The 19764-nt window shown below is 44.1% G+C and carries 25 protein-coding genes and 1 tRNA gene; 11 read left to right on the forward strand and 15 right to left on the reverse strand.

Features of this window, described 5'->3' with window-relative positions:
* Positions 1-21: 21 nt before the first annotated feature.
* Positions 22-1272, forward strand: a complete 1251-nt coding sequence (locus AAAA78_RS08330; protein ID WP_340591388.1) for an FtsX-like permease family protein — start codon at positions 22-24, stop codon at positions 1270-1272.
* On the opposite strand, the gene AAAA78_RS08335 is transcribed toward AAAA78_RS08330, so the two are convergent.
* Together AAAA78_RS08335 and AAAA78_RS08340 are read right to left on the reverse strand one after the other, a co-directional pair.
* Entirely contained in the window at positions 1273-2094 is an 822-nt protein-coding gene (locus AAAA78_RS08335) for a 2,3,4,5-tetrahydropyridine-2,6-dicarboxylate N-succinyltransferase (protein WP_340591390.1), read from the reverse strand.
* 17 nt (positions 2095-2111) lie between these two features.
* Positions 2112-2762 (reverse strand): M14 family zinc carboxypeptidase, encoded by a 651-nt coding sequence (locus AAAA78_RS08340; protein ID WP_340591392.1) that lies wholly within the window; start codon positions 2760-2762, stop codon positions 2112-2114.
* Here AAAA78_RS08340 and lysA point away from each other — a divergent pair.
* A complete protein-coding gene (gene lysA / locus AAAA78_RS08345) occupies positions 2761-3981 on the forward strand; it encodes a diaminopimelate decarboxylase (RefSeq protein WP_340591394.1) in 1221 nt (406 codons plus the stop codon). The two genes, AAAA78_RS08340 and lysA, sit on opposite strands and share 2 nt — an antisense overlap.
* Here lysA and AAAA78_RS08350 read toward each other — a convergent pair.
* Genes AAAA78_RS08350 through AAAA78_RS08365 form a run of 4 tightly spaced genes read right to left on the reverse strand, consistent with a single transcriptional unit; the run spans position 3978 to position 7527 of the window.
* Positions 3978-5003, reverse strand: coding sequence for a D-alanine--D-alanine ligase family protein (locus AAAA78_RS08350; RefSeq protein ID WP_340591396.1), 1026 nt, complete (start codon positions 5001-5003; stop codon positions 3978-3980). The two genes, lysA and AAAA78_RS08350, sit on opposite strands and share 4 nt — an antisense overlap.
* A 1-nt stretch (position 5004) precedes the next feature.
* Complete coding sequence (gene murI / locus AAAA78_RS08355) at positions 5005-5811, reverse strand: glutamate racemase (protein ID WP_340591397.1); 807 nt, start codon at positions 5809-5811, stop codon at positions 5005-5007.
* Positions 5812-5813: 2 nt separating this feature from the next.
* The gene (locus AAAA78_RS08360; protein ID WP_340591399.1) at positions 5814-6854 is read right to left on the reverse strand and encodes a guanosine monophosphate reductase; all 1041 of its coding nucleotides are present in this window, start codon (positions 6852-6854) and stop codon (positions 5814-5816) included.
* Complete coding sequence (locus AAAA78_RS08365) at positions 6847-7527, reverse strand: hypothetical protein (protein WP_340591401.1); 681 nt, start codon at positions 7525-7527, stop codon at positions 6847-6849. The genes AAAA78_RS08360 and AAAA78_RS08365 overlap by 8 nt, the downstream gene beginning before the upstream one ends.
* 104 nt (positions 7528-7631) lie before the next feature.
* Between AAAA78_RS08365 and AAAA78_RS08370 the strand changes: the two genes are divergently transcribed.
* Positions 7632-8519 carry an SDR family oxidoreductase gene (locus tag AAAA78_RS08370; RefSeq protein WP_340591402.1) on the forward strand — a complete coding sequence of 296 codons (888 nt, stop codon included), beginning with the start codon at positions 7632-7634 and terminating at the stop codon, positions 8517-8519.
* On the opposite strand, the gene AAAA78_RS08375 is transcribed toward AAAA78_RS08370, so the two are convergent.
* Positions 8488-8913, reverse strand: coding sequence for a hotdog fold thioesterase (locus AAAA78_RS08375; RefSeq protein WP_445291977.1), 426 nt, complete (start codon positions 8911-8913; stop codon positions 8488-8490). The two genes, AAAA78_RS08370 and AAAA78_RS08375, sit on opposite strands and share 32 nt — an antisense overlap.
* Positions 8914-8986: 73 nt before the next feature.
* On the opposite strand from AAAA78_RS08375, the gene trhA reads away from it, so the two are divergent.
* Positions 8987-9637, forward strand: coding sequence for a PAQR family membrane homeostasis protein TrhA (gene trhA / locus AAAA78_RS08380; protein ID WP_340591404.1), 651 nt, complete (start codon positions 8987-8989; stop codon positions 9635-9637).
* Here the strand turns inward: trhA and AAAA78_RS08385 are convergent.
* Entirely contained in the window at positions 9601-10233 is a 633-nt protein-coding gene (locus tag AAAA78_RS08385) for a TetR/AcrR family transcriptional regulator (protein ID WP_340591405.1), read from the reverse strand. The genes trhA and AAAA78_RS08385 overlap by 37 nt on opposite strands.
* A 23-nt stretch (positions 10234-10256) precedes the next feature.
* On the opposite strand from AAAA78_RS08385, the gene AAAA78_RS08390 reads away from it, so the two are divergent.
* Both AAAA78_RS08390 and AAAA78_RS08395 read left to right on the forward strand, forming a co-directional pair.
* On the forward strand, positions 10257-10868 hold the full coding sequence (locus AAAA78_RS08390) for an ATP-dependent Clp protease proteolytic subunit (protein ID WP_340591406.1): 612 nt from the start codon (positions 10257-10259) through the stop codon (positions 10866-10868).
* Complete coding sequence (locus AAAA78_RS08395) at positions 10855-11391, forward strand: hypothetical protein (protein ID WP_340591408.1); 537 nt, start codon at positions 10855-10857, stop codon at positions 11389-11391. Before AAAA78_RS08390 ends, AAAA78_RS08395 begins: the two co-directional genes overlap by 14 nt.
* Here the strand turns inward: AAAA78_RS08395 and AAAA78_RS08400 are convergent, their stop codons facing one another.
* Positions 11392-11721, reverse strand: a complete 330-nt coding sequence (locus tag AAAA78_RS08400; RefSeq protein ID WP_340591410.1) for a hypothetical protein — start codon at positions 11719-11721, stop codon at positions 11392-11394.
* Positions 11722-11847: 126 nt separating this feature from the next.
* Between AAAA78_RS08400 and AAAA78_RS08405 the strand changes: the two genes are divergently transcribed.
* On the forward strand, positions 11848-12522 hold the full coding sequence (locus AAAA78_RS08405) for a hypothetical protein (protein ID WP_340591411.1): 675 nt from the start codon (positions 11848-11850) through the stop codon (positions 12520-12522).
* Here AAAA78_RS08405 and AAAA78_RS08410 read toward each other — a convergent pair.
* On the reverse strand, positions 12508-13398 hold the full coding sequence (locus AAAA78_RS08410; protein WP_340591412.1) for an alpha/beta fold hydrolase: 891 nt from the start codon (positions 13396-13398) through the stop codon (positions 12508-12510). The two genes, AAAA78_RS08405 and AAAA78_RS08410, sit on opposite strands and share 15 nt — an antisense overlap.
* Positions 13399-13465: 67 nt before the next feature.
* Positions 13466-13933: a hypothetical protein gene (locus AAAA78_RS08415; protein ID WP_340591413.1), complete on the reverse strand. Its 468-nt coding sequence runs from the start codon at positions 13931-13933 to the stop codon at positions 13466-13468.
* A 117-nt stretch (positions 13934-14050) separates the two neighbouring features.
* Here AAAA78_RS08415 and AAAA78_RS08420 point away from each other — a divergent pair, with 117 nt between their 5' ends.
* The gene (locus AAAA78_RS08420) at positions 14051-14518 is read left to right on the forward strand and encodes a MarR family winged helix-turn-helix transcriptional regulator (protein ID WP_340591414.1); all 468 of its coding nucleotides are present in this window, start codon (positions 14051-14053) and stop codon (positions 14516-14518) included.
* A gap of 2 nt (positions 14519-14520) precedes the next feature.
* Here the strand turns inward: AAAA78_RS08420 and AAAA78_RS08425 are convergent, their stop codons facing one another.
* From AAAA78_RS08425 to AAAA78_RS08440, 4 genes are all read right to left on the reverse strand, one after another.
* Positions 14521-15183, reverse strand: a complete 663-nt coding sequence (locus tag AAAA78_RS08425) for a glutathione S-transferase family protein (RefSeq protein WP_340591416.1) — start codon at positions 15181-15183, stop codon at positions 14521-14523.
* Positions 15184-15278: 95 nt separating this feature from the next.
* A tRNA-Leu gene (locus tag AAAA78_RS08430) sits at positions 15279-15370 on the reverse strand.
* A gap of 112 nt (positions 15371-15482) precedes the next feature.
* The gene (locus tag AAAA78_RS08435) at positions 15483-16160 is read right to left on the reverse strand and encodes an RluA family pseudouridine synthase (protein ID WP_340591417.1); all 678 of its coding nucleotides are present in this window, start codon (positions 16158-16160) and stop codon (positions 15483-15485) included.
* A gap of 2 nt (positions 16161-16162) precedes the next feature.
* Complete coding sequence (locus AAAA78_RS08440) at positions 16163-17041, reverse strand: GmrSD restriction endonuclease domain-containing protein (protein WP_340591419.1); 879 nt, start codon at positions 17039-17041, stop codon at positions 16163-16165.
* Positions 17042-17338: 297 nt separating this feature from the next.
* On the opposite strand from AAAA78_RS08440, the gene AAAA78_RS08445 reads away from it, so the two are divergent.
* The 3 genes from AAAA78_RS08445 (at position 17339) to AAAA78_RS08455 (ending at position 19762) form a co-directional block, all read left to right on the forward strand.
* Positions 17339-17533 (forward strand): hypothetical protein, encoded by a 195-nt coding sequence (locus AAAA78_RS08445; protein WP_340591420.1) that lies wholly within the window; start codon positions 17339-17341, stop codon positions 17531-17533.
* A gap of 148 nt (positions 17534-17681) precedes the next feature.
* Positions 17682-18329: a TetR/AcrR family transcriptional regulator gene (locus AAAA78_RS08450; protein WP_340591422.1), complete on the forward strand. Its 648-nt coding sequence runs from the start codon at positions 17682-17684 to the stop codon at positions 18327-18329.
* Positions 18326-19762 carry a TolC family protein gene (locus AAAA78_RS08455; RefSeq protein WP_340591424.1) on the forward strand — a complete coding sequence of 479 codons (1437 nt, stop codon included), beginning with the start codon at positions 18326-18328 and terminating at the stop codon, positions 19760-19762. Before AAAA78_RS08450 ends, AAAA78_RS08455 begins: the two co-directional genes overlap by 4 nt.
* The last annotated feature ends 2 nt before the right edge of the window (positions 19763-19764 follow it).

The following is a 19764-nucleotide window of genomic DNA, read 5'->3' on the forward strand; positions in this document are numbered from 1 at the left end:
TGAAAATCCTATGATAAGGGGGTGTTAGTTGGTCACTTATTCCGTCATTTTATTTTTTCTAAAAGAGCTGGGGCTTTGATTCGCAGAATCTCCTGGCTTTCGTTGATTGGAATTTCGATCAGTGTGACAGCCTTTCTGGTCGTTCTATTTGTGATGAATGGAATGAATGCGTCTATTAAAAAACGCATCTTAGGTTTAGAACCTCATCTTTACGTTCAAGCTTCAGGAATTTCTACAGCGGCGGGCCTTGAAGCTCATCCTGTATTCCAGCGCCTTAAAGAGGAACCTGAAAACAAAGCCTACGTTTATGAAACTCAAGACGTGATCATTCGCAGTCAAGACGGGCAATTCCGTGGAGGCGTGGCTCGGGGAGTGACGAAGGACAGTCTTGGTTACTTTATCGAGCAGCTTCAAAAAATGGAGAAAAAGAATCAGGATAAAGATTCTCCTGCGTATTTCTGGGATCCTCATGATGTTCCAGAGACTGGCGAAGTGATTATGGGTGTGGATTTGGCGCAGTCTTTGGGCGTTTTTGAAGGCGATTATGTGACTTTGGTAGCGCCGTCAGGTTTGTTATTGCCTCCAGGGGAAACACCTAAGTTTGAAAGAGTGAAAATCAAACGTATCGTGACGACGAGTCTTCCGGATGTGGATTCGCAGTATATCTTTTATCAACGAGAGAAAACTTTAAACTCGTTGGTTAATGAAGGCATGCGCAAGCTGGGGATCGAAGTGTGGCTTGCGGATGAAAGCAAAGTTGAAAATGTGAAAGAAGATCTGCTTAAGTTTTCTGACGTGAGTGTGGAAACTTGGATGGACCGCAACTCGGCGTTGTTGTATGCACTTAAGCTGGAAAAGCTGACTATTGGAACCTTCTTAGGGCTTGCAGGAATTATCGCGGCAAGCTCTATTTTAACGGTGTTGGCTCTTTTGTTGTCGCAAAAAAGAAGAGACATTGCGATTTTGCGTACAATTGGTTTTTCAGGAAAGCAAACGGTTCGTACGTTCACGCTTTTGGGGTTTTTATTGGCATCCGTCGGAGTTTTAACCGGAGTGATCGTCGGAACAGGATTGAGTCTTTATATTCAAGCTCATCCGCTTAAATTAATTTCGTCGCAAATTTATTACGACCCGTCATTGCCAGCTTTGGTTGATTACGGACTTGTCTTTGGTGTTCTGGTTGTCAGTGCTTTGATTGCCTGGTTCGGATCTTATCTTCCGGCAAGAACCGCATCGGAAGTGAAGCCTTCCGATGCTCTAAGAATGAAATAATTAAACGCTTACTTGATAGTCGCGAAGAGCGTCTGTCAAAGATGTCTTTAGGTCTGTGCTTGGTTTTCTTTTTCCAATGATCAACGCACAAGGTACGCCGTATTTTCCTGCTGCAAAATCTTTCATTTGTGTTCCGGGAATCACGACACAGTTTGCTGGCACGCGACCTTTGTATTCAACAGGAGAAGATCCCGTTACATCAATGATCTTTGTACTCGCAGTGATAGTCACGCCTGCGCCAAGAACCGCACCTTCTTCAATCACGGCACCTTCAACAACGATGCAACGGCTGCCAACAAAGGCATTATCTTCGACGATCACAGGACTTGCTTGCACAGGTTCAAGAACGCCGCCGATACCAACACCGCCAGAAAGATGCACGTTTTTGCCGATCTGTGCGCAAGAACCCACTGTAGCCCAAGTGTCGACCATGGTGCCAGAGCCCACGTAAGCACCGATGTTCACGTAAGAAGGCATCAGGATCGCGCCTTTTTCAATGAACGAACCTTTGCGAGCTAGAGCGTGGGGTACAACGCGCACGCCATCTTCTTCGCTCCATTGTTTTACAGGGATTTTATCAAAATAAGTAAAATCGCCGGCTTTCATCACATCCATTTTTTGAATGCGGAAGTAAAGCAAGATCGCTTTTTTAATCCACTCGTGAGTGATCCAGCCTTCCGATTTTTTTTCGCAGACACGCAATCGTCCTGCATCCAGACCTTCAATGGTTTCAAAAACGGCTTTCAGTTCATTCGTGGTAAGTAAGTCGACAGTCTTTCCGCCTTGAACGTCTGAATAGATTTGATTCACTTCATTTTGCATAAACTCTCCTACAAAAACTATTTTTCTAAAACCTTCAGGGATTCCATGATGGCCGGAACATGGATTTCGATGATCTTCTCTGCAGAAAGACCTCTTTCGATTTCGTATGTCAGTGTCGGCATATTGCGCTCGATCCCCGTGTAAGTGCCAAGGCAGCCTGGGGTGGGGTATCCAATGTCGTCATCGATTTTGTAACCCGTTCTTTGTGCCAAGACTTCGGCGACAGGACGGCAGTTTCCATTCATATTTAAAACCGGATGCCATGAATGCAAAGACAAAATGAAAACAGGTTTTTTGGTTTCAAGGTAAGTCATCAAACCTTTGTTTTCATTTTCGCTGCCTGCAAAAGGTCCTGGATGATAGCGTGGAGTTTTTACTTCAGGGGACCAATCTTTAGTTGGCATATTGCGATTTAAATCGACACCGTTGCCATTGCCACGAGTTTTGAAAATCACACCTTCAAAGTTAAACTGCGGAACCAAAGTCAGATTGAGTTTGTAAGGAAAAGACTCCATGAATCTTTTCAGAAGTTCCTGGGATGCGATGACCCCCTCAATTTCGTCGCCGTGAACGCCGCCCAGGATAAGAACCTCCGGGCCTCCATTTGTAAACTCATAGGCGATGACCGGCATGCCTTTGGAAGTGTAAGTAAAAATAGAAGTTTTCATGACAAAGTATCCTTCTTGCGCCATGATGTTAGCAGAGGTCGGTATGGAATACATCAACAATGAGTTATGCCTAGGTCCGTTAAAGAAAGCGCTCTTGCCTTTGTGTGCGAACTATATGCGGCCTATCTACGTTTACGACCTCGATTTTATCTCGCAAAGATATCAAGCCATGAAAAAAGCGTTGGGAAAGACGCGTCTTTTTTACGCGGTGAAAGCCAATCCCAATGTGGAAATCCTGCAACATCTCAAAAAATTAGGAGCTGGTGCGGACGTGGTTTCTTTAGGAGAAATTAAACGTGCTTTAGAGAGCGGTTTTACCGTGCAAGACATCGTCTATAGCGGTGTTGGAAAAACCCGCCATGAGATCACGGAAGCTTTGAAGCTTGGCATTTATCAAATCAATGTGGAAAGCTTGCCGGAGCTGGAGCGCATTGGAACGATTGCCAATGAGCTTGGTAAAACGGCTTCGGTGGCTTTGCGCTTGAATCCCGATATTGATATCAAAACTCATCCCTATATTGCGACCGGCCTAAAAGATAATAAATTTGGAATGGAGCTTTCGCTAATTCCCGAGTTGATCCAATGTTTGGAAAAGCATGCGGGCTCCATTGATCTTGTCGGCGTGAGCTTGCATTTGGGTTCTATGATGATGGAGTTTTCGGGTTATCAAGAAGCGCTTAAAACTTTGAAAACGATCTTTGTGGATTTACAAAAAAAGTTTCCTGCTTTAAAGCGCTTTGATTTCGGCGGAGGCGTTGGGATTTTCTATGATCGCTTGGATTTAGAACTTGAAGAAAGTCTTTTGCGTGATTATGCGAAAATCACTTTGGACACTTTAAGCGACTTAAACTGTGAATTGCAAAGTGAACCGGGGCGCTGGCTTGTAGGTCACTGTGGCGTTTTGATTACTCAGGTGCAGTACATTAAAAAGACATCAGCGAAAACTTTTGTGGTCGTTGATTCAGGTATGAATCATTTGATTCGTCCTTCATTATACGAGGCAGATCATATGATCATGCCGCTCGTAAAAAAATTAGAAAATATCAAAGCCGATATCGTAGGGCCTATTTGCGAGTCTGCAGATTTTTTTGCTAAAGATAAAACTCTCACAAGTATCTCGGAAGGTGATTTTGTCGCCGTCATGGATGCTGGCGCTTATGGATACTCCATGGCCAGCGTCTACAACCTTCAGGAACTGCCGTTAGAGATTTGTATTTAGTTATAGCGCTCTAAAGCCCAACGCAATTGCAGCTCAATAAAATCAGTCATATTGATTTTAGCTTCGGCAAGTTGCTGTGGAATAAAAGAAGCCTTTGTAAGACCAGGAAGAGTATTGGTCTCTAAGTAAATAATCTCATCATTTGCACAAAGAATCACATCGGTTCTTGTATAACCGTAGCAGTTAAGCGCCTTGTGTGCCTTCATGGAAACTTCTTGCAAGGCCTTCATTTGTTCCGGCTTTACCTCTGCAGGAGTGATTTCAGTAGAGCCCTGGCCCAGGTATTTTCCGCTATAGTCAAAGTTGCGACCTGACTGCATGATCACTTCAGAAGCTGGCAAGGCTTGATGGCCTTGGGGTGTCTGCAAAATCCCGATGGTGCACTCGCGACCGACGATAAATTTTTCTGCGAGGTACGGAGTTTCCGGTTTCTTGGAAATCTCTTTGATCGCATTTTCTAAAATAGATTCGCTATCGACAATAAATAAACCAATGCTGGAGCCATTCGCTGTCGGCTTTAAAACGATTTTTGAATGACGTTTAAAAAATGCACGAAGAGCTTCAAAGCTTTCTGCAGATTTTGGATTTACTGAAAGTTCATCTGTCGTTTTAATTCCCGCTGCGGCAACGGTTTTCTTTGCACGCACTTTATCGAAACAGTCGCGACTGGCCAGAGAGCCCGATCCCGTGAAGGGAATACGAAACTCTTCAAGCAAGGCCTGCATCTCTCCGTTTTCACCTTCGGTGCCGTGAAAACCCATAAAGACAACGTGATTTTTTAATAAAGGCATTGCTTCTTTTAATCCCGAGGCGATTTGTGTTCCTGCTTTCGGAGAGAATTCCTGAGTGAAAGCATCGGCGTGCTGAAGAAGATCCGTTTTTTGAATCTCATGAACGCCTCCAGATTTTGTTAGGAACCAGATTTTCGTAAATCCATATTGCTGACACAAGTTCTGTGCTGAAGCCGTTGAAACCAATCTTTCATCTGAAGAGCCGCCAAAGAAGAGAACTGTGTTTTGCATATTATAAATCTACCACGCGGAATTCATCCGCTTTAACAGGTTTTAAAATTCTATGAGCCACTTCTGTAAAGTGGACAGAGTGGTCTGTTGTCATAATATCAATATGACGATTTTCGTTCGAGGTGTTTTTGCCAAGGCGCCCTTGTGTGAAATCGTGATGAAGCCATCTGGCGATTGCTTCGCCAGAATCTACAAGTTCAATGGAAGAGCCCGTCACACGCGCGATAGAATTTTTTAAAATTGGATAGTGCGTGCAACCCAGAATCAAAGTGTCGATATGGTTTTGTAAAAGAGGACTAAGATAACGGAACACAATCAAGTTCGTCACAGGATCTGAATCCCAACCTTCTTCCGCTAAAGGGACAAAAAGGGGGCAAGCTTGATCAAAGACTTGCGCCTTTGAGTTCATCTCCATGATTTTTTTTGTATAAGCTTGGCTGTTGATCGTGGCTCTGGTTCCTAGAACACCAATGCGGCCTGTAGGAGAAACTTCTAAGGCTCTTTGTGAGCCGGGTTCGATCACATTGTAAATAGGCAAACCATCGAACTCGTGCTCTGTCAGTTGGCTTGAGGCCGTATTACAGGCAATGACGATGGCTTTGACATTCTGTTTTTCGAGAAACTGAATATTCTGTTCAGAATATTTGCGAATTGTCTGTGGAGACTTCGACCCATAGGGAAGGCGAGCGGTGTCCCCCAAGTAAAGAAAATTTTCCTGGGGGAATTGCAAAGCAAGTTCTTTGAGAACGGTGAGACCACCGATCCCAGAATCAAACACGCCGATGGGTCGAGAATCTGAATTCGACATTCTTAAATTCTTACCCCGTGGGCACGAGACTCGGCAACACCATTTGCTGACATCTCCATAAAGAGAGCTTTCTCACGAATTTCAGCAATAGTTGTCGCGTTAACGTAGCTCATTCCAGAGCGAATTCCGCCCGCAACTTCAAGGATCACGTCTTTCACGTGTCCTTTAACATTCACTTGCGTAGATTCTCCTTCAGGAGCCATTCCCTCTGGAACGCCACCACGCCATGAATCTTGAGCAGAACGAGAAGCCATTCCACGGTATTGTTTCTTACCGTTTTTGATTTCTCCTGGAGTTTCAATGGTTCCAGAAAGCATGCTTCCAAGCATCACGGTGCTTGCGCCCGCGGCGAAAGCTTTCACCATATCACCTGACGTACGAATACCGCCGTCAGCGATCACCGGCACACCGTAGCTGTCAGCGATCTCAGCGCAAAGAGCGATCGCTGTTAATTGCGGAACTCCGCAACCTGTGATGATACGAGTTGTACACATAGAGCCAGGACCGATACCCACTTTGATAGCGTCAGCGCCAGCTTCGATCAAATCGCGAGCCGCATCTGGAGTCGCCATGTTTCCTGCGATGATTTCAACTTGTGGGTACGTGTCTTTAAGCCATTTCAAAGTTTCCATCATTTGGATGGAGTGACCATGAGCGATGTCGATTGTGATCAGGTTTACACCTGCATCAATCAAAGACTTCGCACGTGTTTTAAATTCTTCGCCCACACCAACGCTGGCAGAAATATTTTTTACGCCTGCTTCTTTCAAGCGACGAGCTTGAGAAGCTTGTTCTTCTGTCGTGATAAAGCGGTGAAGAATACCAATGCCGCCCAACTGATTCATTGCCAAGGCCATGTCGTATTCAGTGACGGTGTCCATGTTGGCGCTGATGATCGGCATCTCGATGGAGATTTTTTTCGTCAACTTTGAAGTAAGATGTGGGTCACGACGAGAACGGATGTCTGAACGTGCAGGAGTGATAAGGACGTCGTCGAAAGTCAGACCGCGACCACGATTTTTAATATCTTTCCAATTAAACATGAGCGTCATGTTTTCTTACCTCGCTTCTATAAATATTGAACAAAATATGAGTTGAAACCAAAAGCAAATAAGTGTCCAGCGCTGACAAGATAAGACTTGCGAGCGGCGTTTTCCAAATAAGGCGATACGAATCAAAAAAAGAAGAAAGGATCACCGGAATAAAAAGATGGAAAAGCAAAAACACCCCTAAAACTTTACCCCAATTGTGGCGGACAATCGATGCTGATTTTTTAAGCGCGTCTTCTTGACCCTCGTCGTATTTTTGGGAAGAGGTCACGACCAACGGAACAAGACTGTATTCAATAAACTTCCAGACTCCTGGAAGAATAAAAAGCAACGACCAAAGAAGGGTTTTTCCCCACGACCTTAAAGTCTCAATGTAAATCTGATTCAGATTTTTCCCTAAGAAATCGCCAAGAGATTTTGTCCAGCCCGTCAGAGTATTTAAAGAGTAAAGAGCTACGGCCGTAAGGATCACTGGAAAAACAATGCTCGAAATAATCGAAAGAAAGCCAAAGAAATAAACCTGATTTTGAGCTCCATTAGGGTCTCTCAGCGCATTTTCGATATGAAGATTCAGGTACTGGTCTATGTTGCTCGACAGAACGACCAGGGCGAACAGAGGTAGGAATACTTTTTTAAAAACCTGTAGGTTTTCGGCGAAAAAATTCACTTAAGTATTTAGATCGTGAAACCCAGGGGGAGTCAAGCGGACTCTTGCCAAGAATCAAAGCTTATTTAGACCGATAAGCGGCATAATATTGATAGGAGGCCATTATGGGGCTTCGGATGATGGTCACAGGTGCAAGTGGCACTATGGGCCAAGAGTTAGTAAAGCTTTTAGACAAGTCAGGAGTTGATTTTATTGCGGCTTCACGCTCTTTAGATCGTCTTCCTGCTGGAATACGTGGTTTGCAGTTGAATTATGACAGTGCTCCACTGTTGGAGCAGGCTTTTCGTGATATCGATGTCCTTTTCTTTTTGCAGCCTTTTGCTGAAAATATGGTCCAACAAGCGACAAATGTTTTCCGAGCCGCGCGTGCTGCCGGAGTGCAATTTGTATTAAGAGTTTCGGGTTTTGGCGCTTCGGTGTCCTCACCGTATTTGTACCAGCGTGTGCAAGGTGAGGTTGATGAGCTTTTAAAAAACAGTGGTTTGCGATACTGCCTTCTTCGTCCGAATATTTTTATGCAAAGTTTTGTAAATCCTTGGGGAGAAGCCCTTCGTCAGGGCATTCTTTATCTGCCTCAGGGAGAAGGTCGGATTTCCTTTTTACATGCGCGAGATGCTGCAGAAGTGGCCGCGCGAATTCTTACAGATCCTCTGTATTTTCATAAATTCTCTTTTGATCTTACTGGAGAACGAGCTCTCTCAAATGCCGAGGTTGTCTCTTTGATTTCTTATCAAGTGCAAAGACGGGTGTGCTATGTTCCTGTCACCGAAGAGGTCGCTATTAAATCCATGCAAAAATCTGCGATCGAGCCTTGGGATGTAGAGCTCATGATGAGTATTCATCGCGCCGCCAAAGATGGAAAGATTGCCGAGGTCTCAGAGTCATTTCGTCAGTTGATGAACCGAGATCCTCGCCGCTTTGAGGATTTTAGCAAGGAAATGCGCGAGGAGTGGATTCCTCCTACGCCGGTTTTGGAACCACCGCTACTGTAAGGCGACTGATGCAAACCAACTTTTGATCTTCTGTGAAAATTTTAATTTCCCACACTTGTGTTGTGCGTCCCACGTGGATCGGTGAGGCTTTGCCGATCACTTTTCCGGATCTCACGGCGCGAATATGATTTGCATTGATATCAAGTCCCATGCACTGATGAGTATCTGGAGCGTAAAGAGACGCGCCAATACTTCCCAGAGTTTCAGCTAACACCACAGAGGCTCCACCATGCAAAATTCCGAAAACTTGATGAGTTCTATGATCCACAGGCATTTCGGCCTCAAGAAGACCATCCTCAACGCGCGTCAGTCGAATGCCCAAGTGTTCGACCATCGTGTTCTTGCTAAGAGAGTTTAATTCTTCGACGCTAGTTTTTTTCATGCGAATTTCCATACAATGTCCTCGATTCCAATTGTATGATGTTAAGAGAATTCTTGTTGGTCAAGAATCTCTTCAGAAAGGGAATATGAAAACGGATTTAGCAGCAGTGACAAAACCTCTTTTACGCGGGCACTTTCATCAGGCGGCTTTCTTTTTTGCTTTGGGAGCCTGTGCCATGTTGATTGCCGCAAGTCATGATGTCACAGCCGTTATTGCGAATATTATTTATTCATTAAGTCTTACCGGATTATTTGGCATCAGTGCTCTTTATCATCGACCGCAGTGGAGGCCCGAAGCTCGCATGTGGATGCGCCGTTTGGATCATGCTGCGATATTTATTTTAATTGCAGGAACCGGAACTCCAATTGCACTGTTGGCAATTCCTGGAGAATCGGGAAAAAGATTTCTGACGATCATTTGGATTGCAGCAGCGATTGGCGTGATCCAATCTCTTTTTTGGGTGAAAGCTCCCAAGTGGTTGGCTGCTATCTTGTATATTATTATGGGCTGGCTGGCTGTTCCTTACATGTCTGAGATTAAGAACGCCTTAGGACAGGGGAGTGTTACGACTCTTTTAATCGGCGGAGTTATTTATACTTTGGGAGCTTTGGTTTATGCATTTAAGCGTCCTAATCCTGCGCCGCGAGTTTTTGGTTATCACGAAATTTTTCATCTTCTCGTGATTGTCGCGGCGGCTTTTCACTTTGTCGTAATCGCTGGCCTTGTGATGAGATAAGGCTGAAGAACGGAGTTGATTCGACTGGTAAGATGTCGCTCAATATTCTTTTCATTGAGAAAACCAAATTGAAAAATCGAACCTTGGACAAGGGCCTCTAAGGTCATTGCCAGATCATGAGCATCATGAACGGATTTTAATTCTCGATTGGAAATAGCCTCTTGGATAAGACGATAAAAAATACCTCGTGTTTCGGCAAAGTAAGACGCCACTTTTTTTCTGGCCTTGGGATCCTCAGCCTCTGTTCCAAGCCAACGCAAATGTTCGCCTAATCTTTTTGAATCCACGCTTTTTGAGATAAGACGAAGAAACTCGAAAATGCCTTGAAGGCCATTGAGTTCGGAAACCTTTGCGGTATTCATCTTCTCCATATTCTCGTCCCATTTTCGATTTCGGGCTAAATAGGCAAGATGTCTTTTTGTTTTGAAACGTTTTACGAGCGCCGCAGGGGAAAGCCCTGTCGCTTTTGATATCTGTTCAAAAGTAAATGACTCAAATCCTTCGCGCGAAATGATCTCAAAAGCTATTAACAATATATCAGAATCACTGACTTTTTTAGGTCTACCCATATTTCTAGATAGTAAATGACTATTCACTTATTATCAAGAAGGAGGTATTTATGGCTATTCATCCTTACGTAATAGAATCCACATCCGCTGGTGAAAGAAGTTATGACGTTTATTCGAGGCTGCTCAAAGATCGTATTATTATTCTAGGTACTGCGATTAATGATGAGGTCGCTAATTCCATCGTGGCACAGCTTCTTTTTTTGGAGGTCAATGATCCAGAAAGAGACATTCATCTTTATATCAATTCTCCCGGAGGTTCTGTTTCCGCAGGCCTCGCTATTTACGACGTCATGCAATTTGTGAAGTGTGACGTTGCGACTTATTGCCTGGGAATGGCGGCAAGCATGGGGTCTTTGCTTTTAACGGCGGGTACAACGGGAAAACGTTTTTCTATGCCGAACAGTCGTATTTTGCTTCATCAACCCCACCTAGGTGACGGTGGTATCGGTGGCCAGGTGACGGATATTGAAATTCATGCGAAGGAACTTGTTCGTTCCAAACGACTTGTGACGGGGATTTATTCGAAACACTCTGGAAAAGAGATGAAGTATCTGGAAAAAACAATGGAGCGGGATTATTATCTCAATGCAGAAGAGGCAAAAGGTTTCGGATTGATAGATCATATTGTGCAGCCTCGCAAAGGAATCAATGGCATCAGGTGAGATTCAGAAAATCGCGGTGGTCGGAAATGCAGGTGGTGGAAAGACCACCCTCAGTCGTCGTCTTGCGCGTATTCATGATCTTCCGTTGACTCATGTCGATGCTATTCAGTTCGTGGCGGGAATGCGGATCCGTCCGCATCGTGATTCCATTCAAAGGCTAAATGAAGTTCAAGGGCAACCGTCTTGGATTATTGATGGTTATGGACCTTTGGATATTATCGAAAAACGTTTTCAGGCTTCGGACCGGGTCGTGTTTATTGATTTTCCTTTGTGGCGCCATTATTGGTGGTGCACAAAAAGACAGATTCAAAATATATGGTCAAGACGAGAAGAATTACCGGAGGGTTGCAATGAACTCACCTGGGCGCACACCGTGAAGCTTTATAAAACTTTATGGCGTGTTCACAAGTTAATGAGACCGGAGCTTTTGCGAATTTTTGGTCGTGAGAATTTAAAAGGAAAAGTCGTGTATGTGCGAACTTTGAAAGACTGGAAGCGTCTTTCAAAGTTCGGTGTTTCTTAATTAAAGACAGTTGGCTTTATCAGAAGAAGCATCACCGTCTTGATCATCCTGACCAGAGTAGATATCAGTCACCGTGCATTTGCCATTGATGATTTTTAGAGAAACGCCCGTAAGACTGCTGCCGTCGCCAAATTGAATTTCTTCAATGCTTGGGTCTTGTTTGTATTTGCAAGCCCAGATCAAAGACATGTTTTGTCTAAATTCTTTTAAAGACATTTCTGCATATTTAGCGGCTTCTTTTTCTGCGATCTTTGCGCATTTAAGATTTGCTGAAGCGAAAGCGAAGTTCGCAGTCACCAATGTAGCAAGAACGAGAACGATTGTTTTCATATTCACTCCTGAATTTGTTTTTTGAAATGAGAGTCCTTTTATATTTTCACCGGCATTTTGGCTACTACATTGGTGCAAACTAAATATTCGTTTTGAGCATGGTAATATCTGCAATATGATGAGGTCATGATAGATTCACAGGGGCTTTATGTGCAGGCAGATGGTAGCAATGGGGACTCCGCTCATAGAACGGGCTTAGTCTGTGCTTTGTATTGTCTGCTAGGAGAATTTAAAAAAGCCGAAGCTCTGTGTTCCACCATAATCCGCGAGTTGGAAGTTCAACCTGGGACTTATCGTCGTTCTTCTTATGGAGATACTTGGGATACAAATCCGCGATGTTTTAGTCGCGATCAAGCCAGTCGTTTGATTTTGGCATTTGCTCTTCTTGGCAAAAAAGCGAAGTTAAGAAGCTGGCTGTGGGCGATGTGCAAACGCGGATTTTTTCATCAAAATAATCTCGATGATGAAACGGGTCGCTGGAAGTTTCCTGACTTGATGGGGATCGGTGAGTGGAGCAATCTTATCCGTGGGCTTGGTTGGTGGTGGGCCTATCCCTTACTGGTTTTGTTAGACCTTAATTTTATCGGAATGGTTTTTCTAAGAAAACCTTGGGATGGAGCGAGCCTTTACGTTCCTGATCTTAAATATGCGCAAATAAAATATCCAACACCGACAGCATGGCTCGCGGAAAAATTAAATGCAAAAGTGGATTGGTGTTCGGAGGCTCTCAACAACCACGCAGCAGAAAACAACGGCTGCGTGGAATGTGGAGTTCTGTTTGCGAGATTAGCGAAGGTCTAAAAATTCACTAACAACGATTGCAGTGGCTTCAGGCATTTTGCTGTTTTCTGAAGGGGTCGCTGCAACTTCACCGATGTAACTTCCATGAGTGCCTGGCAATACGGCCAAGCGTCCGTGTTGAACTGTGCGTGACATTCTGAGGGCGTGCTCAACAGTGATGGCATCTTGGTCACCGAGAAGAACCAAAGTAGGGGCCGTAATAGACTTGATTTCTTTTTCAGGAATATCTTTAAAGCCCTGCATGCGACGGCTGTCTTGTAAGAAGAGTTGCTCTTGGTGCTTTGGATCGGGATTGATTTTGCGATCTGCAGCTAGCAACTCTTTTGGCATATTTGCCATCGAAGCTTTATTCATTCCATCCCAAAATCCTTTAAACATGCCATCGCGACGATATTGCGCGGACGCGATCACTAGCTTGTTGACTTTGTTGGGAGCAAAATGAGCGACTCTGAGAGCAATCGTTCCGCCGTTGCTAAAACCCATGACATCCGCTTTGTCGATTTTCAAGTAGTCCAACAAAGCGGCGGCATCATGAGCAGAATTGTCGAAAGTGAACGGACGATCAATCGCAACGGTGTGTCCGTGTCCTTGCTCTTCCATAGCAATGACTTTACGGTGTTTTGCTATGAGAGGAATAAACTTCGCCCAGTTCGATTCAATTGTTGAGCCGCCTCCGTGAAGCAGAAGAAGCGGAACTGGATTTTTCAGTCCTTCTGTTGGTTCATAGATTTCATAATAAAGCTTAAGACCGTTTACCGAGGCGTAACTAGATTGCATTTTAACCTCTGCCGCCTTGGCTTGAAGTTTTGAAGAGTGAGCGCAGGCGCCGAGACAAAGAAGAGAAACGGCGAGAAGAACTGTTTGGGTTAATTTCATGAAGCCTCCAAAAAGAAATTCAATAACTCTTCAATGGCTTTGTCTATTTCCGACTCATTGCTTCTGTTTATTCCTCAAGAGTTAACGCCCACAGGACCGTAAAGAAACTAATGAGGTCAAGAGGAGTGCGCCAGTAAGTCAAAGTCTTCCACATCGACACGCGATTTATTAGCTCTTCACTTGGTGGTGAGTTGATGGAGATTTTTTGAAAGGACAGCATTTCGGGGATGAAATACAAAAAACTCCATCCTCTCATGACAATGTAGGAACCTAAAGAGATCAGAATGAAAGTGCGACGGCTGGATATGCGCCAATTTAAAAATAAAGCGGCTAGGATAAACACCGTAATTAAAATATGAACAGGTATCCAGAATTTTTGAAGAGGAACTCCCGTGCCTTCCTGAATGAGTGTAAAGGAAGTTGGTGGTTGCAGGCTCCATTGAGGATTGATGACAAAACCTTCATAAAAACCTCCACCGACAGGCAAGGCCAATGAGAAGCCCGCAGCTACAAGTGATAGATTCGCCCAAAGCATGAAAATCTCCTTTTTGAATTATCTTAATTTACTAAGATAAATTTAACAGTTTTTTTATGTGCTTTTATAGGGTAAAATGTCAATATCTTGATTTAGTAAGATAATTTAGGGGTTACGATGTCTCAAAATAGAAAAGCTAAGAGCAACTCTGCGAAGGTTTTAGCGATAGGTCCTGAATTAAGCACGGCAACCATTCTTTTTCATGAGACTGTCGCAAGCAGGTTGGATCTCAACGCAACGGACATGAAATGTCTGACATTTATAAACTCTTCGAAGACACCAGTAACCGCCGGCGATGTAGCCCAGTTCACGCGCCTTACGACGGGAGCGGTGACGGGAATCTTGAATCGCCTTGAAAAAGCTAAATTGATTGCGAGAGTTCAAGATAAAGAGGATCGCAGAAAAGTAATCCTGGTGCCTAATGAGGCGGCATTTAAAAAGATCAAGCCCCTTTATCAGTCATTTGCGAAATCCATGCAAAAGCTGGTGAACACCTATTCCGAAGAAGACCTCGGAATAGTCGCCGATTTTTTGAAAAGAGTGACAGAAATCCTTGAGCTAGAAGCTTCTAGATTGAGAGAGTAACTCTATCGTGCGCTTCCACGCGCTATACCAAGCCGGTCTTCGTAGGCATTCAGAACCTTCACGAAGGCGGGGCGTTCTTCACAACGAAGACGGTATTTGTCGATGTTCGGATGTTTCTCTAAGACTTCCGTTTTGCGAAGTTCGCGCAATACGCCTGTAAATGCGATATCCGCGACAGTAAAATCAGCACCGGTAATGAACGGTTGCTTCCTTAGCATTTCGTCGATAGTTCCAAAGAAACGCTCAAGGATACTGACATTCCAGGGGCGTTGTCCCTTCATGTGAGGATTCGAATCTCCTAGAAGATCCGCGAAAAAAATCGGCAGGGCAAAGGGCTCAATATTATTAAGCGACGTGATCAACCAACGATAGACTTGCGCACGGCCTTTAAGGTCTGAGGGAATTAATTTTCCCGATTTCTCTGCAAGATAAAGAAGAATCGCACCAGACTCTGTGAGAATGTATCCATCATCATCAATCGTCGGAACTTGTTTGAAAGGATTGATCTCGCCGTACCAGATTTCGTCTTGAAGGCCATTGGGCCCACAATCAAGCCCGATAGTTTCGTAGGAAATCCCGCACTCTTCCAAAGCCCACATCGCACGGATGTCACGCGTGTATCCCCAAAGAAATGGCGGCAGTGATTTGAAAACATAAACCTTCATGCGAAACCTCAGCGCAGATAATTTTGGAGATGCTTAAGAATATACTTTTTAAAACGAATTTCCAGAAGCGCCGAGCCAAGCAAAAGAGAAAGGAATGGTGCCCCGGGCCGGAATTGAACCGGCACGCCCCTGTAAAGGAAGCCCAGGATTTTAAGTCCTGTGCGTCTACCAATTTCGCCACCGGGGCACGCGAAAGACAACTTGAACATTTCTTATCACAAAGGTCAATAGCAGACCCTATGAGTTAGTAAAGCTATTTAGAAATTGCTAAAATAATCAGCAAATTAGTTGGGTTTTTACTAACTTAATTTTTCCTCAAACTCAGCGATGTCAGACGGAATGGAACTTTCGATTTTTAAAAATTCCTGGGTGAACGGGTGAGTAAACTCAAGGCTTAATGCATGTAACATAAGCCTTGGTGCTTGCGGAATTTGTGGAGACGGGTAGATGTCATCACCAAAAATTCCTAAGCCCGCTTCAGCAAGATGAACGCGAATTTGGTGCATACGACCTGAAAGAGGTTTCGCCTCGATCAAAAGACCTTTTTTGAATGTCTGCAGTTTGCGAAATAAAGTGTGAGCTTTGTCTCCGCCGGAGCGTACGGATTTCATTTTCATTTTTTTTAAAAGCGGATCGCGCACTTCAGCCAAATGATTTTGGACTTCCCATTGATCAGGACACTTGTGGAGTTTTGTGAGGCAGATGTATGTCTTTTGAATTCGATGTTTTTTAAACATCTCGGCCAATGGTTCATTGGCGATTTTATTTTTCGTGAAAATCATCACGCCGGACGTATCACGGTCCAAACGGTGGTGAAGACCCAGGTAAAAATCTTTGCCACGTTCTTCTTGCAGTTGTTTTTTTAATTGTGTGAAAAAATCAGGACGTCGTTTGTCGACGGTGGGCTGCGAAGGAAGACCTGAAGGTTTCTCCGCAGCTATAAAGTATTCGTCCTCAAAGAGGATAGGAAACGTCATCTTTATCTTTTGTTGATCATGCAGAATTCGAGATTGTCATTGATGTACTGACGTTGCTCATCGAGTTCTTTTTCAGTGATACGGAAATCAGATATTTTGCAATTGTAGTTCGTAACGACTTCGTGAATCGCCTGAACCTCGTCTGGAGTCATGTTGAGTCTCCAGATCAATTTTACTGTCAGCCAGTTTTTCACGTATTGGCAGCGATAAGAAAGTTCCGGAGGAAGATAGCCCTCAGGACCGCGATCGCCTTTCGACATATTTTGGTGAGACTCTGCAGAGATCAAATGATCTTTGTAGCCCATGTAGTTTGCGTAAAGGCAGCGAGTTTTATAGTCCCATTTGAAAGCGCCCGAAAGATAAGCGTTTTTCAAAGGAACCAAGTGATCGATTTGAATTTGGCGGGAAGAAGTCAGCTCTTGATTTGTGTAGTTGTCATACCAGCGGCCCGCTTCAACAACACATTTTTTATCGTTGCGATAAGTGACTTCGTCTTCGCTATCACGAACAAGGACTTTCGCGCGCGTGTTCATGCAAGTGTCATCGGTTGGATCATTGATCCAGCGACCGAAGTGAAGTTTGCGGATATAGTCTTCACCGGGAAGAGGACGTTGCTCTTCATGCAAAGACCACTTCAAAAGATTGATCACAAGTTTTTTTGCAAGTTGAACAAATTGATGAGTGCCAAGGTCAGGGGAGAAATCGGTGTAAGTGTAAGATTTTGCAGCGGCAGCACCACCAGAAGGTCTTTCATCGACAGTGTAGTATTCGCTAAAAGTTTTTTGAGGTTTTGACGGAGCTGTTGTCGCTTGCGCGGTCTCGGCAAAAGCTTTTGCCGTCAACAGTGTCATGATCAGAATCATGGCCTTTAAGTGTTTCATTCTCGGTCCCCCTCCGCGAATCGGACACATATAACCACTAAGTCGGGGATTTGTTCAACAAAACAATATGTCAGGATTTTGTTGTTTTTACATGCTGAGCGTTAAGTGCCTTATAACAGGCTTATTTGCTTAATAGTTGCTCAGCTTTAATATCTACTTTGGTGCATAATATTATTCGCGTGAAGAATATATAGGGTCCGGCTCATATATTGCTGCGCTTGGGCAAAAGAGTGCTTGTATCCCATCCATTGTTCGCTAAGCTTAAAGACATCCGACACATATTTAAGGAGAACATCTATGAATTTCAAAATGATCATTTTGGCTTCTGCAGCGGCACTTATGATGGGCGCATGTGCTCACTCAACTCATTCTCATGAAGGTTGCAAATGCGGAGCTCACAAAGAAGCTAAAAAAGAATGCAAAGGCGGCGAGTGCGCTTTGGATAAGAAATGTGCTGACTGCGAAAAAGCAGAAAACGCACCTGCTAAATAGTCCGCGCTTCCAATTTGAATTTATAAAACCCTTGAGAAATCAGGGGTTTTTTATTTTTACAAACTCACTATTTGTTTGTTTTCAGTTAGGACTTAATCAATTGATTAAAACGTTTGATTAAATCAAATGTTTAAATTACGTTTTGCCCATGAATCAAATAACAGAGCTCAGTCCCGAAGAATTGGGACCAAGGCAAAAAATTATCGAAGCCGCCACCGTGCTTTTCGCCAATGAAGGCCTGCACGGCACCAGCACTCGCGATATCGCCAAAGAATCCGGAATGAACTTGAGTCTTATCAGCTACTATTTTGGTGGTAAGGAAAGTCTTTATCGGACGGTCATTCAAGAGTTCGTCTTGCATGTGTTTTCGAAAATTGAAGGTGTCGTGAATGAGTTTGAACAAACCGAAGTTTGCGCGGAAAGCATTCATCGCGCTTTGGATTCATTGATCGAAACATTGATCGACATGCGTGTGGCGAATCCTCATATCGCAAAAATCATGACTCGCGAAAAGCTTTCAGGTCTTCCATTTTCTCGTGAGATTCATGAGACCATGATGACCACTGCAGGAGAAAAATTAGAAACGATCATCGCTCGCGGTCAACAGGCTGGAGTGGTGAAAGAAAAAATCAATCCACGCTTTTTCCTGATTTGTTTGGTGGAAAGTGTGATGGGTTATTTCAATATGCTCGATTGCAATTGCTCCTGGAATAAAGGGCTTTATGCAATGCCTGAGCACCGACAAGAATTTAAAAATCAAATTTCAATGTTGTATTTAGAAGGGATCTTGAAATGAAAAAGGGAGCCGTAATAAGTCTTATTTTGGCGTGGCAGTCCCCATCTTTTGCGATGACTTTGCAAGAGTACTTAAAAGCTGTTGAAGCGAATAATAAATCTGTGCAGTCACTGCAGGTTTCTACGGAAGCCGTTGAGCTTGCAAAAGACGCTGGTGATATCGAGCTTGTGCCCGTGCTAACGGCAGAAGCAGGTTATATCAATGACAAAAGTCCTTTAAGTCAGTTTGCGCTTTTAGGTTCTACAGAAACGAAGACGACAAGTTATTCATTGGGTCTTGGGAAGAAGTTTTCGACGGGTACTATGGCGAGCATTACCGCAAGCACCTACGAAATTGAAAACACCGGAATTCAAGGGCCTCAAGCTGGGACATTACAAAAGTTTGGTGTGGGTTCATTGGGAGTGGGTTTAAGTCAATCACTGTGGAAAGACTTTTTTGGAAATGCCACTCGCCTTCGTTGGGAGCGTCAAGAGGCTTCCACTGCCGCAGCAGCCGGTCGTTTTGATTTGCAAAAGAAGTTATTACTGGTCAATGCGGAAGCCGCTTACTGGGATTATATCTATGCAAATGATAATCTTAAGATCAGTCAGGCCTCATTAGAGAGAGCTCGTCGTATCGAAGCTTGGACGCGCCGTCGTGTGAATGACGGAATCAGCGATCGTGCGGATCTATTGTCGGCGCAAGCGTTGGTATCTGCTCGTCAATTGCAGTTGATTTCTGCTGAAGATGATATGGCGGCAGCGAAAAGAAATATTCGTGATTATTTAGAATATAAAGATGACAAGGCATTACCTGAAATCACAGGAAATATTTCTGAACGTCGTTCATTAACTTCGATGGTTGATGGTGGCGGAAGCGGTGGACGTCGTGTTATGGCGCTGGATGCTTATTTGGCGTCACTGGATGCGAAGGCTAAGGCTTTAGAATCTCGCGAGACGGAAGATCAGCTTCGTCCAGATTTAGTTTTGTCTGGTTCGTACAATACGAATGCTGTTGAAAAGGATATGCCTGAGGCCACTCAAAATTGGACAGACACCGAACGTCCCACAACAAAAGTAGGCTTAAAGCTGACATACCCATTCGACATGGGACCTAAAAACGCAGCTCGCGAAGCTGCACGCAAATCAGCTCTTGCTTCGAAACTGCAAAGCGAACGTAAAATGCTTGAAAGCGAAAGTTCGTGGATTGAACTCAATCGCCGTTACTTAGAAATGAGCAAGCGCATTGAAGCCGCGACAGAAATTTCTCGCTTGCAGTCTGCGGCGGCAAAAGCGCAAACAGATTTGTTTAACAAAGGCCGCTCTATCACAGCGAACGTTATTACTGCTGAAGAAGACGCGGGCACGGCGGAATTGAATTTAAGCAAATTGAAATCTGAACAAAGAAAGATGGAGGCTCAAGGACGATTGTTTATCGTTGTTGAGGAGAAGTAACC

The organism is Bdellovibrio sp. BCCA (assembly GCF_037996825.1).
Taxonomy (GTDB): Bacteria; Bdellovibrionota; Bdellovibrionia; order Bdellovibrionales; family Bdellovibrionaceae; genus Bdellovibrio.

Excerpts from the sequence above, each read along its gene's own strand:
- AAAA78_RS08335 (WP_340591390.1), bottom strand. The coding sequence starts at position 2,094 with ATGCAAAATGAAGTGAATCAAATCTATTCAGACGTTCAAGGCGGAAAG.
- lysA (WP_340591394.1), top strand. The coding sequence starts at position 2,761 with ATGACAAAGTATCCTTCTTGCGCCATGATGTTAGCAGAGGTCGGTATG.
- AAAA78_RS08340 (WP_340591392.1), bottom strand. The coding sequence starts at position 2,762 with ATGAAAACTTCTATTTTTACTTACACTTCCAAAGGCATGCCGGTCATC.
- AAAA78_RS08350 (WP_340591396.1), bottom strand. The coding sequence starts at position 5,003 with ATGCAAAACACAGTTCTCTTCTTTGGCGGCTCTTCAGATGAAAGATTG.
- murI (WP_340591397.1), bottom strand. The coding sequence starts at position 5,811 with ATGTCGAATTCAGATTCTCGACCCATCGGCGTGTTTGATTCTGGGATC.
- AAAA78_RS08360 (WP_340591399.1), bottom strand. The coding sequence starts at position 6,854 with ATGTTTAATTGGAAAGATATTAAAAATCGTGGTCGCGGTCTGACTTTC.
- AAAA78_RS08370 (WP_340591402.1), top strand. The coding sequence starts at position 7,632 with ATGGGGCTTCGGATGATGGTCACAGGTGCAAGTGGCACTATGGGCCAA.
- AAAA78_RS08375 (WP_445291977.1), bottom strand. The coding sequence starts at position 8,913 with ATGGAAATTCGCATGAAAAAAACTAGCGTCGAAGAATTAAACTCTCTT.
- trhA (WP_340591404.1), top strand. The coding sequence starts at position 8,987 with ATGAAAACGGATTTAGCAGCAGTGACAAAACCTCTTTTACGCGGGCAC.
- AAAA78_RS08390 (WP_340591406.1), top strand. The coding sequence starts at position 10,257 with ATGGCTATTCATCCTTACGTAATAGAATCCACATCCGCTGGTGAAAGA.
- AAAA78_RS08395 (WP_340591408.1), top strand. The coding sequence starts at position 10,855 with ATGGCATCAGGTGAGATTCAGAAAATCGCGGTGGTCGGAAATGCAGGT.
- AAAA78_RS08400 (WP_340591410.1), bottom strand. The coding sequence starts at position 11,721 with ATGAAAACAATCGTTCTCGTTCTTGCTACATTGGTGACTGCGAACTTC.
- AAAA78_RS08405 (WP_340591411.1), top strand. The coding sequence starts at position 11,848 with ATGATAGATTCACAGGGGCTTTATGTGCAGGCAGATGGTAGCAATGGG.
- AAAA78_RS08410 (WP_340591412.1), bottom strand. The coding sequence starts at position 13,398 with ATGAAATTAACCCAAACAGTTCTTCTCGCCGTTTCTCTTCTTTGTCTC.
- AAAA78_RS08415 (WP_340591413.1), bottom strand. The coding sequence starts at position 13,933 with ATGCTTTGGGCGAATCTATCACTTGTAGCTGCGGGCTTCTCATTGGCC.
- AAAA78_RS08420 (WP_340591414.1), top strand. The coding sequence starts at position 14,051 with ATGTCTCAAAATAGAAAAGCTAAGAGCAACTCTGCGAAGGTTTTAGCG.
- AAAA78_RS08425 (WP_340591416.1), bottom strand. The coding sequence starts at position 15,183 with ATGAAGGTTTATGTTTTCAAATCACTGCCGCCATTTCTTTGGGGATAC.
- AAAA78_RS08435 (WP_340591417.1), bottom strand. The coding sequence starts at position 16,160 with ATGACGTTTCCTATCCTCTTTGAGGACGAATACTTTATAGCTGCGGAG.
- AAAA78_RS08440 (WP_340591419.1), bottom strand. The coding sequence starts at position 17,041 with ATGAAACACTTAAAGGCCATGATTCTGATCATGACACTGTTGACGGCA.
- AAAA78_RS08445 (WP_340591420.1), top strand. The coding sequence starts at position 17,339 with ATGAATTTCAAAATGATCATTTTGGCTTCTGCAGCGGCACTTATGATG.
- AAAA78_RS08450 (WP_340591422.1), top strand. The coding sequence starts at position 17,682 with ATGAATCAAATAACAGAGCTCAGTCCCGAAGAATTGGGACCAAGGCAA.
- AAAA78_RS08455 (WP_340591424.1), top strand. The coding sequence starts at position 18,326 with ATGAAAAAGGGAGCCGTAATAAGTCTTATTTTGGCGTGGCAGTCCCCA.